Origin of the sequence: Sinorhizobium sp. BJ1, assembly GCF_002531555.1 — a bacterium.
GTDB lineage: Bacteria > Pseudomonadota > Alphaproteobacteria > Rhizobiales > Rhizobiaceae > Sinorhizobium > Sinorhizobium fredii_B.
Map to the genome: position 1 here is coordinate 176,369 of NZ_NWTH01000004.1, position 12,826 is coordinate 189,194.

General features: G+C 64.4%; 11 protein-coding genes. 2 read left to right on the forward strand and 9 right to left on the reverse strand.

Translation table 11 applies throughout. The annotated features are described in order from the left end of the window. Positions 1–204: 204 nt before the first annotated feature. The 4 genes from CO676_RS06940 to CO676_RS06955 form a co-directional block, all read right to left on the reverse strand. A complete protein-coding gene (locus tag CO676_RS06940) occupies positions 205–1,032 on the reverse strand; it encodes an anti-sigma factor (RefSeq protein ID WP_014765367.1) in 828 nt (275 codons plus the stop codon). 3 nt (positions 1,033–1,035) lie between these two features. After that, positions 1,036–1,554, reverse strand: a complete 519-nt coding sequence (locus CO676_RS06945; protein ID WP_097520064.1) for an RNA polymerase sigma factor — start codon at positions 1,552–1,554, stop codon at positions 1,036–1,038. A 176-nt stretch (positions 1,555–1,730) separates the two neighbouring features. Continuing rightward, the gene (locus CO676_RS06950) at positions 1,731–2,273 is read right to left on the reverse strand and encodes a tetratricopeptide repeat protein (RefSeq protein WP_097520328.1); all 543 of its coding nucleotides are present in this window, start codon (positions 2,271–2,273) and stop codon (positions 1,731–1,733) included. A gap of 134 nt (positions 2,274–2,407) precedes the next feature. Then, a complete protein-coding gene (locus CO676_RS06955; RefSeq protein WP_014765364.1) occupies positions 2,408–3,334 on the reverse strand; it encodes a metallophosphoesterase in 927 nt (308 codons plus the stop codon). 130 nt (positions 3,335–3,464) lie between these two features. On the opposite strand from CO676_RS06955, the gene CO676_RS06960 reads away from it, so the two are divergent. Beyond that, a complete protein-coding gene (locus CO676_RS06960) occupies positions 3,465–3,953 on the forward strand; it encodes an NUDIX domain-containing protein (protein ID WP_097520330.1) in 489 nt (162 codons plus the stop codon). A 1-nt stretch (position 3,954) separates the two neighbouring features. Here the strand turns inward: CO676_RS06960 and CO676_RS06965 are convergent, their stop codons facing one another. Then, positions 3,955–4,932, reverse strand: coding sequence for a glutathione S-transferase family protein (locus CO676_RS06965; RefSeq protein WP_097520065.1), 978 nt, complete (start codon positions 4,930–4,932; stop codon positions 3,955–3,957). 257 nt (positions 4,933–5,189) lie between these two features. Between CO676_RS06965 and CO676_RS06970 the strand changes: the two genes are divergently transcribed. Further along, the gene (locus tag CO676_RS06970; protein WP_097520332.1) at positions 5,190–5,750 is read left to right on the forward strand and encodes an N-acetyltransferase; all 561 of its coding nucleotides are present in this window, start codon (positions 5,190–5,192) and stop codon (positions 5,748–5,750) included. Positions 5,751–5,772: 22 nt separating this feature from the next. Here CO676_RS06970 and CO676_RS06975 read toward each other — a convergent pair whose 3' ends face one another. From CO676_RS06975 to CO676_RS06990, 4 genes are read right to left on the reverse strand one after another with little or no spacing between them, the layout of a single operon-like run. After that, positions 5,773–7,842: a hypothetical protein gene (locus CO676_RS06975; RefSeq protein ID WP_097520066.1), complete on the reverse strand. Its 2,070-nt coding sequence runs from the start codon at positions 7,840–7,842 to the stop codon at positions 5,773–5,775. A gap of 7 nt (positions 7,843–7,849) precedes the next feature. Continuing rightward, the gene (locus CO676_RS06980; RefSeq protein ID WP_097520067.1) at positions 7,850–10,663 is read right to left on the reverse strand and encodes a DUF4159 domain-containing protein; all 2,814 of its coding nucleotides are present in this window, start codon (positions 10,661–10,663) and stop codon (positions 7,850–7,852) included. Continuing rightward, entirely contained in the window at positions 10,660–11,580 is a 921-nt protein-coding gene (locus CO676_RS06985) for a DUF58 domain-containing protein (protein ID WP_014765359.1), read from the reverse strand. The genes CO676_RS06980 and CO676_RS06985 overlap by 4 nt, the downstream gene beginning before the upstream one ends. A 3-nt stretch (positions 11,581–11,583) precedes the next feature. Then, positions 11,584–12,597 carry a MoxR family ATPase gene (locus CO676_RS06990; RefSeq protein ID WP_097520068.1) on the reverse strand — a complete coding sequence of 338 codons (1,014 nt, stop codon included), beginning with the start codon at positions 12,595–12,597 and terminating at the stop codon, positions 11,584–11,586. Between the last annotated feature and the right edge of the window lie 229 nt (positions 12,598–12,826).

A 12,826-nucleotide genomic window follows, 5' to 3' on the forward strand; every position in this document is an offset into this window, starting at 1 on the left:
GACGCACAAAGGGCACTGTAGCATTTTGAACTGCTGCATGTTTTTGTCCTTAAATCGGCTGCGATTTAAGGAGACATGCAATAGCCCTCTCCCCCGCAGGCGGGGAAAGGCTCTAGGCCTTGAGGCGAGTCTCCTTCGCCTCGCTTGCGGGGGAAGCTGGCCGGCAGGCCGGATGAGGGGCCGAAACCGCGACTTCCGACGAGATCAGATGACCGCCGCCACCGTATGCGCGAGATCCTGCAACCCGGCAGCCGACGACGGACCGACGACGACGTAGGAGGCGCCTTGCTTCTGCCAGGAGACGAATCCCAGATCGCCGCGGATGGTCTCGCCGAACTCGTCCGCCTCAGCCCCATCGCCGCCTCTTAGGAAACAGATGGCGAAAATCTCGCCCTCTTGGTCACGGTAGACGAGCTGGGCCACCGGCTTGCCATTTGCGACCAGCAGCCTGGCGCCTTCGAAGGCGAGACCCTTGCGCGTCAGATCGGGAACCTTGAAGGGGACGCCGACGCTCGAGGTCAGCCAGGATTCTATATGGGCCGCTTGCGAGGCCGGCACCTCGACGAGATGCGCCTTCTGGCGCGAGTAGACGCGATGATAGTCGGCGATCTCGTTGATCCACGGGTTTGCGGCGGTCTCGCCGGCCGGTTCGACGAGATGGGTCGTACTGCCGAGAATGAACCCCGCGACGCCTCCGGTCAGCAGCAGGCCTACCGATGCGGCCACCAGGCGTGGCAAGACGCGGGCGCCTCGTTTCGGAAGGTTCGACGTCGCCACCCGCTCCAGTTTCGGGCTGATGCCGGGACCCTGCTTGATCTGCCGCACCAATGCCAGCGGCACCGGATCGTGAAGGAAATCCTCGAATGCCCTGTTGCCGAATGCGCTGCCTGCCTTCAATTTCTCGAGCAGCGCCCTGGCGTCGTCGTCTCGCGCCAGCAGGGCGTCGAGCTCGGACTTTTCCGCCTCGCCGATTTCGCCGTCGATATAGGCGGACAACCGCACTGCGAGCGCCAGGCCCTTCGTCTGCTGCAACGGTCAGGCCCTCCTTTCTGTATCTTCGGACAACATGGCTGCAAGCCGCAGGCGCGCCGTCGAAAGCCTGCTCATCACCGTGCCGATCGGAATGCCGAGGATCGTTGCCGTCTCCCGATAGCTGTGGCCCTCGACGTTGACCAGCAGGAAGACGCTCGCCAGTCCCTCCGGCATGGAGAGAATCATCTTCTGCAACTGATTGGCATAGACGGCTTTCTCGGCTGCGGCTTCGACATTCAGTTCGGTCTGGTCAAACATGTCGACCATGCTGCCGGTGCCGCGGACCTTGCGCTTGCGGACCTCGTCCACCCAGAGGTTGCGGGTCATCGTATAGATCCAGCTCTCCAGCCGGCCTTCGCCATTCCATAGCTGGCTGCGGCTGATCGCCCGCTCGCAAACCTCTTGGACGAGATCGTCGGCGTCGTTGGCATTGCGCGTCAGCGTCATCGCGAAGCGGCGCAATTTGGGCAGCAGGCTGACCAAATCCCGTCTGAAGTCTTTCATCTCTGCCGCTGGGCGCATTTCTCTTCCAGTGAGACGTGCCGGATCATCCGTCTATTCGCCGTGCGAACGCACGGCTCATGATATGAAACTTGATCCGAAGTCTGCAAGGGAAGAGCCGGATCGCAAAGAGTTTTTTGCGTCCCGGCTTCTCGGGAAACTGCCGCCAGCCGCAGGGAGAAAGATCATGCGCGCCGTCAATAGTGACGAACGCCTCCGAGGAACTCTAAAAGGGCCCTGTATGCCCAGGTGTCTTCGCCGCCGCGATCGCGGATTTCGACGAGTTGCGCTCTCGCCTCCTCGACCCGCCCCTGTTCGACCAGGGCTTGGCCCATATAGGAGCGTGCGAGAATGTAATTCTCGTCGGCCTGAATGGCGCGCTTGTAATACTGCATGCCGAGCTCCATGCGTCCGGCCTTGCGGTTGGCATAGCCGAGGTAATTCAGAACGCGGGCGCTCCGCTGCTCTTTCATGGCGCCGAGAACCTTGATCGCATTCTCGTATTGGCCGGCATAGGCGAGCTCGCGTGCCGCGTCGAACAGGATATCGTCGCCGAGATCACTCCGCTTCGCGTCGACGCAACTGTTCCTCTTGGCGTCCCAGACCTTGCCAGCCTTGCACTGGGTAGTCGTCTTGGTCTTCTTGGGGGGCTCGTTGTTGTTGTCGCCGACGGCCAGCGCCTGGCCTGCCATCGACGCTGCAAAGGCCGCAACGGTGAAGAGAGCGATCTTTCGGTTCATCATGCCTATCTCCTTTGAACATCGCGGTGGTCGGTGACCGACCGACGCAAATGTCGCTCCGGCGGCTTTCGACACCCTAACGCGAAATAGACGCCGAAGCCTTGCGGATTATTCGACGGAAATCGAAAAAAATCCTACCCGCTGAGCACGCCCTCAGCGTGGAACTGGGTCGTCTCCGCAAGGAACACGGTCTTCGCGTCCGCACCGAGGGCGAAGCGCTCGCGGGTCAGGTGCCAGGCTCCCGGTTCACCTCCGATCGAGAACAGGTTGTAGGCGGCGACGGGTTTGCTGCCGCCCGGCCCCTGCGAAGCGGAGGCGATCCCGACGACCGGTACCGGCGCTGCGTGCCCCCTGAGCCAGTAGACCGTGTTGAGATGGGTGTGACCGTGGATGACCAATTCGGCCCCTCCTGACGAGATGGTCGCGGCGAAGCGGCGGATGCCGATCATGCGCTTGTGCATGGATGTCGCGCCGCGGATCGGCGGGTGATGGATCATGACGACCCGGAACAGGCCGGCGTCGCCGGCCGCGCGCAAGAGGTTGACCGTGGCGCGCGCCTGCCGCGGACCGAAATAGCCGCTTGCCGCAAAGGGAGGCGTGGCGACCGCCGTCGAGCAGCCGATGAGGGCGACGGAACCGCGCACCCGCATATAGGGAAAACAGTGATGATCCTTGATCCACCCGGTGGGGCCGCCATCGTCGCGCATGAAAGGATACCAGGCGCGTGCCGTCTTCTCGTAGGCGCCGGGCACATAGGCGTCGTGGTTGCCGGGCACGACGGAGATGTCCTGCGGGTCGCCGGCCTCGGTGAGCCATTCGGTGACCGCCTCGATCTCCAGAGAAGAGGCTAGGTTGACGAGGTCGCCGGTGATCGCCAGATGGTCCGGATCGCGCTTTTCGATGTCTTCCATCAGACATGCGAGCGTGCCAGGAAACAGATGGCGGGCACGGTTCCTGTGCCAATTGACGAAGCCGGTAATGCGTTTGGAAGCGAGTTCGCGGAAGGACAGGTCGGGCAGAGGGCCGAGATGGACGTCGGAAATATGCGCAAGTTTGAACATCGCCTCGGTCTAGCGCATATTCGGCGGCAGGGGAATCACTTGAATGGGTTATCCCGACGCAGCGGCTCAGGTGCCGCCGGCCGCCCAGAAGATCGTGGTCGCACGTCGCGTTGCCGGGAAGGAGAAGCCAATGGACCAGGATCGCCCACAGGAGGCGCGTAACTGGCTATGGCCGCTGGCACGGCTCGCTCACGTTTATTTCGCCGTTTCGCGTGGCATGACGCTCGGGGTGCGGGCGGCGTGTTTCGACCCGGATGGCCGCGTGTTCCTCGTCAGGCATTCATACCTGCCCGGGTGGCACTTTCCTGGCGGAGGTGTCGACCGGCGCGAGACCGCGTTCGAAGGACTCGTCCGCGAACTCAAGGAGGAGGGTAACCTCGAACTGACCGGACCGCCGCTCCTCGTGCAGGTCTTTTACAATCCGGGAACCAGCAAGCGCGATCACGTCGTCTTCTTTCGCTGCGACGATGTCCGCCAGGTGCGGCCGAAGGTGGCGGATTTGGAAATCGCTGCGGCCGGTTTCTTTGCGCTCGACGATCTTCCGCCGGATACCACGCCCGCCACCCGCCGCCGGCTTGCCGAGCTCGCCGGAACGATGAAGCCGGATGTGCTCTGGTAGCCTATAGATCGTCGCGCCCGTGCGGCGCCTCGAGATCGAGCTCCGGCCCAACCGGCACGATACCGGTCGGATTGATCATCCTGTGGCTGCGGTAATAATGCTCCTTGATGTGGCGCATATTGACGGTCTCGGCGACGCCCGGCACCTGACAGAGATCGCGCAGGTAGCCGCGCAGCTGCGGATAGTCGGCAATGCGGCGGATATTGCATTTGAAGTGGCCAACATAGACCGGATCGAAGCGCAGCAATGTCGTGAACAGGCGCCAGTCCGCCTCGGTGATGCGGTCGCCGAAGAGATAGCGTCGTGACGCGAGGCGGCCTTCCAGCTCGTCCAGCATGGCAAAAAGCGCCGTGACGTTCTCCGCATAGGCCTCCTGACGCGTGGCGAAGCCGGCCTTGTAGACGCCGTTGTTGACCTTGTCGTAGATGCGGGCATTCAGCGCATCGATTTCCTCCCGCAGGTCCTCCGGATAGAAGTCCGCGGTCGAGCCGGTCAGGTGATTGAAGGCGGAATTGAACATGCGGATGATTTCGGCGGACTCGTTGGAGACGATCGTGTCCTTCTTCTTGTCCCAGAGCACCGGTACGGTGACACGGCCGGAGTAGTTGGGATCGGCCCGTGCATAGATCTGCCAAAGGGCCTTTGAGCCGAACAGGTGGTCGACCGTGCCGCCGTTCTCGCCTTTGAATTCCCAGCCGTTTTCCAGCATCAGCGGATCGACGACGGAAAGCGGGATCAGCTCATCGAGCTTCTTCAGCTTGCGGAAGATCAGCGTGCGATGCGCCCACGGGCAAGCAAGCGACACATAGAGATGATAGCGATCCGCCTCGGCCTTGAAGTCGCCTTCCCCCGAGGAGCCGGGCGAGCCGTCGGCGGTCACCCAGTTGCGGAACTGCGATACGCTGCGTTTGAAATGCCCGTTCGTTTCGACGGTATCGTACCAGACGTCCTGCCAGACGCCCTCCACCAGCCTGCCCATGAGCGCGTTTCCTTCCAGCTCTTTTCTGCTCGAGAAGATAGGGCGCGATCGGCTCGCCGATAGGTATGAAATTTTGAACAGTGCGTTTTAGGCTTTGACAGGCGACGATTTTCTGCTATCGGCGATCCGAAGTTTTTTCATTTTCGGAAGCGACCGAACCAATGATCCTGTCGGGAAGCCTGCGACGACGCTGATGCTGCAAACGCCCTCTGGGCGAGCCATCCCTATTGTTCGTTCGCCTGCCGGTTCTCGACTCCATGAAAAAGCACGATCTCGTCTATCTGACCGAAGACGCCTCCCACGACGCAGCCGTCGAAATCATCAACGAGGAAGCCTTCGGCCCCGGTCGGTTTGCCCGTGCGGCCGCGCGGATCCGCGAGCAGGGACCGCACGATCGGTCGCTGTCGTTCATCTGCACCGACGATGGCGAAACGATCGCATCGGTGCGGATGACTCCGGTGATCGCCGGCTCCGTCAAAGGGCACCTGCTCGGTCCGCTCGCCGTGCGGCCCTCGCACAAAAACAAGGGCATCGGCCGGGAACTGGTGCGAATTGCCGTCGAGGCCGCGCGGCGGAAAGGTTCCGACGCAGTCATCCTGGTCGGCGACCCGCCCTATTACCAGCCGCTCGGCTTCGAGAAGGTCCGGTACGGCGCGCTTGAATTCCCCGGTCCGGTCGATCCGGCGCGGGTGCTCGTCGTGCCGCTTGCGGCGGATGTTCACGCTCGGCTCGACGGCGTGATCGCCTGGCGGGACGACAGTGCGGTGCCAGCCGTTGATATCGTCGAACAGCCACAAGCCGAAGGCGCCGCCGCCTGATTCCCTGGTCAACAAGTCAGATTTACCGGCCCTCGCGGTACCACATCGCCGAGATCAGGAAGAGCAGGGCGGCGAGGCCGAAGATGCCGGCGAACAGCGACAGCGAATTGACGCCCTTGAGCACCGTTTCGTCGGTCATGCGCAGCGACAGCCGCTGGTCGTCGGCGACACGCACTGCGCCTCGAACGGGCAGGATCGAGGGCAGATCGACCGGGCCATCCGCATCCGCGAGCCGGCGGACGATGCCTTTGGTCTTCTCCGCCCAGGGCTCGAGTTTTACCTCTGTCGAGATCGCCGCCTTGAACTCCGGGGCATCGACATTGCCGACATGGACGAGCGTCGTCAGTTCGTCATTAGCGACCTCGAAGAGACCGATTTCGTCGGTCTTCAGTTCCGCTTTGTAGAGCCCCGGTTCGCGTTCGGTGAGCCCTATCTCCTGCGTTCGGCCAGAAGGGTAGGTGAGCGTCGCCTGGCCGGGATCGCCTTCGATCGTCTGCCGAGTGATTTCCAGCGTCCGTCCCAGGGCGCGCGCCGTCAGCGCTTCTTCCTCGAGCGCCGGTTCCTGCATCAGCCAATGGGCGGTGCGCCGGTAGAGCGAGATATGCGGCCCGCCGCCTTCGAAGCCGCGCGCCCAGAGCCAACCCTGGTCGGAGAGCAGCATGGCGACGCGGCCCTTGCCGACGCGGTTGAGGACCAGGAGCGGCTTGCCGTCGGCCGCCTCCATGACGGTCTGTCCGAGCGGCCGGTCGACATCGACGGTGCGGAACCAGCGTCCCCAGCTTGGCGGCTCGCTCGCGGCGCCTTCGAGGCCGCGGGTCACCGGATGCTTGCGGCCTTCCTCGGAAAGCCGCGGGAAGAAGGCCTTCTCGTTCATGACGCCGGTGGGGTTTGCGGGCAGGACTGCCGAAAGCGGCGTTGCCGCGATCGAATCGTCGCCGGCATGTTCCGGGCCTGCCGCAATCAGCAGCGCGCCGCCGTTCTGCACATATTGGGCGATGTTGTCGTAGTAGAGAATCGGCAGCACGCCACGGTGCTGGTAGCGGTCGAAAATGATCAGGTCGAATTCGCTGATCTTATCGACGAAGAGCTCGCGCGTCGGAAAGGCGATGAGCGAGAGTTCGTTGATCGGCGTGCCGTCCTGCTTTTCCGGCGGCCGCAGAATGGTGAAATGCACGAGATCGACGGCGGCATCGGATTTCAGAAGATTGCGCCAGGCCCGTTCACCGGCGTGCGGCTCGCCGGAGACGAGGAGAACGCGCAGGTTCTCGCGAATACCATCCAGCACGTGAACGGCGCGATTGTTAACCTCCGTCACTTCTCCCTGGAGCGGGTTGACCGCGAATTCGAGAATGTTGTTGCCGCCGCGCGGGACGGTGAAGCTGAACGGGACATCGGTTCCCGGTTCCACATGTTCCGTGGCGATCTCGTTGCCGTTGAGGCGGATCGTGACCTCGGCGCTGCCGCCTGGGGCGGCGCCATCGTCTACGACGCGGAAGGTCAGTTTCTGCTGCTCGCCGACAATGCCGAAGCGTGGTGCGTTGACGATCTCGATGCGTCGGTCGAATTCGTCCGGCTTACCGGTGATGAGACCGTGGATCGGCGCGTCGAAACCGAGTTTCTGGTTGACGTCCGGCACGTCGTGGATCTGACCGTCGGTGATGAAGATGGCTCCGCCGACGCGGGCGGGCGGCACGTCCGCAAGCGCCGTCGCCAGCGCGCCGAAGAGCTTGGTCGAGGGAGCCTCGGTCTCCTCGCCATCCGCGGCCTCGACGACGCGTGTCTCGATCTGGGGAAAGCGGGCGAGCCGCTCGTTGAGGTCGGCGAGTGCCTTGTCCGTCTGTTCGCGCCGGCCGTCATTCTCCTGGCTCTGGCTGCGGTCGACGACGACGGCGACGATGGTCGAAAGCGGCTCGCGCTCTTCCTGGAACAGCACCGGATTGGCGAGTGCAAGGCAGAATGCCGTGAGCGCCGCGGCCCGCAGCCAGGCGCCGCGCACGCCGCGCCAGATGCCGAACGCCGCCAGGGCCACCGCAACGAGCGCTAGTGCGGCAAGGTAGGGCCAGGGAAGGAGCGGTGAAAAATCGATCGTCATCGCGGCCTCATTGTCCGAGCCGCTCGAGCAGGGCTGGGACGTGTACCTGGTCGGCTTTGTAGTTGCCGGTCAACATATACATCATGATGTTGACGCCGGAGCGGAAGGCATATTCGCGCTGCATCTCGTCGGGCGGCACGGTCGGCAGCAGGGCGACGCCGTTGGTGTCCACCGCCCAGGCACCGGCAAAGTCGTTGCCGGTGATCATGATCGGCGTCACGCCGTCACCCGAACGGGCCGGCCGGTTGCTCGGCTCGTCGCGATTTTCGAACTGTGCTTCGATCCAGAGCGGGCTCCCGGTGTAGCGACCGGGGAAATTCGTCAGGAGATAGAAGGCCTTCGTCAGGACGTGATCGGCCGGCACCGGCTCCAGAGGCGGTATGTCGAGATTGGCCAACAAGGCCTGCAGCCGTTCCGTGTTCGGGCTCGTGCCGGTCGAGGATGCGCCGAGCGAGGAGAACTGGTCCCGCGTGTCGAACAAGACCGTGCCGCCGGCGCGCATATAGGCATCGATGCGGCTGACGGCTTGCGGACTCGGCATGGGTGCGCTGGCCGAGACCGGCCAATAGATGATCGGATAGAGGCTGAGCTCGTCCCTGGTAATGTCGAGTCCGACCGGCGCGCCGGGTTCAAGCGTGGTGCGGTAGGTCAGGAAATCAGTCAGGCCTCGAAGCCCGTTCTCCGAAAGCCGGTCGACCTCGTCCTCGCCGGTGACGACATAGGCGAGATGCGTCGTGTCCAGACGTTCGAGAATACGCTCGTCGTCCGGACGGGTATCGTCTGCGAAGGCCTGTGGCGGTGTGAAGAGGGCGCCCGCGGCAAGCATGAAGATCAGTATCGACGCGGTGCGTGCCATGCGGTGGCGAGAAAAGGCGCCGCCCATGAAGAGCACGATGACGGCGTCGGCGATCAGCAGAAGCAGGGCGAGTGTCAGCAAGGCCGGCTTCAGCGACCAGCTCTCTGCACGCGCGAGCCGCTCGACGATATGTGGCCCGGCAACGGTCATGTCGATCCGCTTGAGTTCAGCGTCGCGCGGCAACAGGTTCAAGGCCGTGAACCCGTCCTCGGAGCCATAGAGACCGGGCGGGTTGTCCGGCGTGGTAAGGGGGGTCTTGCCGGGCTGCACCTCCAGCGGGCGGGCATTGCCGGTTTCTGCGACCAGCACGCCGTCGGCGTTGAGGAGCCGGAAGGGTGCCAGCGTGTGCGCCTGCGCCGCCTTGCTCTCACCGGCGACGCCGCCGCTGCGCGAAAGCTGGACGCTGCGGCGAAGCATCTCCACGAAATGCCCTGAGATCGGCAGGTTCGACCAGGTCGCCTCGGCGCTGACATGGAAGAGGACGATGCGGCCGGTCCCCTGCGCCGCCGTCGTCACCAACGGCGTGCCGTCGGCAAGGCTTGCCCAGGTGCGCTCAACCAGATCCGCGGTTGGCTCGGCCAGTACCTGCCGCTTGACCAGAATGTCGCTCGGCCGCGCCATGCCCGCGAAGGGACTGTTGGAGGGGTAGTCGGCGAGCGGCTGCGGCTCCGACCAGGAGAGCGCGCCGCCGAGCGCCCGCTCGCCCTGCCGAAGGGTGACGGGAACGAGCGGATCGTCCGCCGGTGCCGCGGCAAGCCTGGGGCCGGCGAAGCGGATCAGCATGCCGCCATTTTCGATCCACTTCGACAGCAGCGGATAGGTTTCTTCGGGCAACCGGCCGATGTCGGCCATGATCAGGACGGAGGGGCGCTGTTCCAGGAGTTCGGGAATGGCCACGGCGAGATCGGTCTCGCGCGGTTCGATGAGATCGGCATAGGGCGCGAGCGCGCGATTGATGTAGTAGAGCGGTGACAAGAGCGGCTGCGACAGGTCGCGCGCCTCGCCGCTCAAAAGAGCGACCCGGCGTCGGCGGAAACCGTCATCCAGGAGATGCGTGGCGCCGGCGCTCGCCGCGCCCTCGATGCCGAGGCGGGCGAAATCGTTGCGCAGTTCGAATGGAGCTTCGATCGTTCCCTTGGCGACAGCTGCACCAGGGGCGAAATCGATTGCGCCGTCGGCGATGGCACGGCCGCGGGTATCGTAGGCGACAATCGAAAGAGAGCGGCGGTCATCCGTCTTCAGGCGGGTTGCCGTCACCGACATGCCGCTCGAGTCATTGCTGGTGCTGGTCAGTGCCAACGCCTGGCTGCCGTCGGCCTCGATTATCCGCATCTCGGCCGCGCCGATCCCGTTCAGTGCTTCCATGGTCTTGCCGTCGCCCGATTCGATGCCGTCGGTGACGTAGGCGATCGTCCCGGGCGGCGTGTCGCCGAAGGCGGTTTTCAGCGCCGCAAGCGCCGTTTGGCGATCGGCGGGAAGCGGCTCGGGCGCGGCGGCGGCGAGCCGGGTGCGTGCGGCGGCGGCCGAAGCGGGCGTCGCATCGTGCTGGCGGTCGCCGGTGAAAAGAATGGAAATGGCAAGATCCTTCGCCTCGGCATCGTCGATCAACGCCGTCGCAGCCTCGACCCTTCGCTCCCAATCCGGCGCGGTCGCCCAGCTGTTATCGATCAGGAGCGCCAACGGACCGGAGGAGGCGAGGGTGTTGCTGCGGGGATTGAAGACCGGGTCTGCGATCGCAAAGATAACTGCGGCGGCCATCAACATCCTGAGAAGCGTCAGCCACCAGGGGCTTTTCGACGGCGTCTCCTCGCGCTTGATCACCGAAGCAAGGATGCGCAATGGCGGAAATACTTCCGCCGCCGGCCTCGGCGGCATCATGCGCAGGAGCCACCAGATCACCGGCAGGGCCACAAGTGCTGCCAGTATTGCCGGGTTGGCAAAGGCGAAAGCGAGGCCGCCGATCATAGTTGCCCCCCATGTGTCGCGCGGGTGGGCATTCCGGAAAGATACATGTGCACGGCGACGAGGGCCTCCGATGCCGGCCGGTCGGTCCGGTGCGGGATGAAGGTCCAGCCGAGATGGCGGAGACCATCGCCGAGGCTGTCGCGGCGGGCGCGGTAGGCGCGCTGGTAATCCTCGCGCAGGATCTCGGCGCGGCCCGCCGTTAGTTTCTCGCCGGTCTCGGGGTCGGTGAATTCGGTGCGGCCCGCATAGGGGAAGACCTCTTCGGCAGGGTCGGCGATCTCGACGACATGCCCGCGCAGGCTCCGACGGGCGAGCGGGCCGAGCCGCCCCATCACCTTGTCGGCCGGATCAAGAAAGTCTCCGATGAGGACGAGATCGCTGGCGCCGCGGATCATGCCGGTCTCGGGCAGGCCTTCGCCGAGCGGGCTCAGCATGATCGCTGTCGCCAGGCGTTCGGCGGCGTTGCGGGCGGAAACCGGCTCCATCACCCCGGGGCAGCCGATCCGCTCGCCGGAGCGGGCGAGGATTTCGGCAAGCGCCAGCATCAGCACCAGTGCGCGACTTTCCTTGGAGACGGCGCCGAGCGTCGACTTGTACATCATCGACGGCGACAGATCCGCCCAGAGCCAGATCGTATGTGCCGCTTCCCATTCGCGGTCGCGAACATAGGTGTGATCGTCGCGAGCCGAGCGGCGCCAGTCGATGCGCGACAGGCTTTCGCCCTGGCTGTAGGGGCGGAATTGCCAGAAATTCTCGCCGATGCCGCGCTTGCGGCGGCCGTGCCAGCCGGCAATCACCGTGTTGGCGATGCGACGCGCTTCGACTAGGCAGTCGGGGACGAGCATCGCGCGCTGTTGGGCGCGCGACAGCACTTCTCCGGACGGTGTACGCGCGACTGTCTGCCCGATCGAGGCCATGGATTATCCCTTGGCTCGCTTCACCAGCTCGGCGATGACATCCCGCACCGTCATGCCCTCGGCGCGGGCGGCGAAGGTCAGCGCCATGCGGTGCTGCAGCACGGGTTCGGCAAGCGCGAGGATATCGTCGATCGAGGGCGCCAGCCGGCCGTCATAGAGCGCACGGGCCCGGGCACAAAGCATCAGAGCCTGGCCGGCACGCGGACCCGGCCCCCAGGCGACGTTCTTGTCGGTGGCCGGGTTGCCATTGCCCGGCCGGGCGGAGCGAACGAGCGACAGGATGGCATCGACGACCTTTTCGCCGACCGGCATCTGACGAATAAGGTTCTGAAGCTGTTGCAGGCGCTCGGCATTGATCACCGGGCGGGCTTCAGTCTCCGTCACACCGGTGGTCTCCAACAGGATCTGCCGTTCGGCGGCGAGCTCCGGATAGCCGACGTCGACCTGCATCAGGAAGCGGTCAAGCTGGGCCTCGGGCAGCGGATAGGTGCCCTCCTGTTCGAGCGGGTTCTGGGTCGCCAGCACGTGGAAGGGCTGCGGCAGGTCCTTGCGGGCGCCGGCAATGGTGATGTGATACTCCTGCATGGCCTGCAGCAGCGCCGATTGGGTGCGCGGCGAGGCCCGGTTGATCTCGTCGGCCATCAGGAGCTGGGTAAAGATCGGACCAGGGATGAAGCGGAAGGAGCGGTGGCCCGTAGCATCCTGGTCCATCACTTCCGAACCGAGAATGTCCGAGGGCATAAGGTCGGGCGTGAACTGAATGCGGCTGTTGGCGAGGCCAAGAACGGTACCGAGCGTGGCGACGAGCTTGGTCTTTGCGAGGCCGGGCACGCCGACGAGCAGGGCGTGGCCGCCGGAAAGCACCGCCAGCAGGGTCTGCTCGACGACGCTCTCCTGGCCGAAGATGACCTTGCCGACCTCCGCGCGGATGAGGGCGATTTCGCCGAGAGCCGCTTCCGCGGCAGCGACGATCGCCTTCTCGTCGGCCGATTCCGCCGCGCTTTTCATCACACTCATCGCTTGTCTCCCGCTCGTGCCTGTCGAACCCGATTCGGCATTACCCGGCGTCGGTTCCCTTTTTTCAATTTAGACCCTGGCAGACGGCTGACAAGCCGCCGCCAACGCACTATCTCGTGAGCTTCAAGAAGCCCTGAAGCATACCGGTGCTTCTCCGCGAAGCGCGAAGTGCGGTCAAGGTGCTCGTAACCGGTGACGAACATCCTGCACGTCTGTTGGACGCGCTACG

What these genes read in the sequence shown, in the direction of transcription:
- CO676_RS06955 (WP_014765364.1), bottom strand. Translation starts at nt 3,334, where the DNA reads ATGTTCAAACTTGCGCATATTTCCGACGTCCATCTCGGCCCTCTGCCC.
- CO676_RS06945 (WP_097520064.1), bottom strand. Translation starts at nt 1,554, where the DNA reads ATGCGCCCAGCGGCAGAGATGAAAGACTTCAGACGGGATTTGGTCAGC.
- CO676_RS06990 (WP_097520068.1), bottom strand. Translation starts at nt 12,597, where the DNA reads ATGAGTGTGATGAAAAGCGCGGCGGAATCGGCCGACGAGAAGGCGATC.
- CO676_RS06975 (WP_097520066.1), bottom strand. Translation starts at nt 7,842, where the DNA reads ATGACGATCGATTTTTCACCGCTCCTTCCCTGGCCCTACCTTGCCGCA.
- CO676_RS06965 (WP_097520065.1), bottom strand. Translation starts at nt 4,932, where the DNA reads ATGGGCAGGCTGGTGGAGGGCGTCTGGCAGGACGTCTGGTACGATACC.
- CO676_RS06980 (WP_097520067.1), bottom strand. Translation starts at nt 10,663, where the DNA reads ATGATCGGCGGCCTCGCTTTCGCCTTTGCCAACCCGGCAATACTGGCA.
- CO676_RS06960 (WP_097520330.1), top strand. Translation starts at nt 3,465, where the DNA reads ATGGACCAGGATCGCCCACAGGAGGCGCGTAACTGGCTATGGCCGCTG.
- CO676_RS06950 (WP_097520328.1), bottom strand. Translation starts at nt 2,273, where the DNA reads ATGAACCGAAAGATCGCTCTCTTCACCGTTGCGGCCTTTGCAGCGTCG.
- CO676_RS06970 (WP_097520332.1), top strand. Translation starts at nt 5,190, where the DNA reads ATGAAAAAGCACGATCTCGTCTATCTGACCGAAGACGCCTCCCACGAC.
- CO676_RS06985 (WP_014765359.1), bottom strand. Translation starts at nt 11,580, where the DNA reads ATGGCCTCGATCGGGCAGACAGTCGCGCGTACACCGTCCGGAGAAGTG.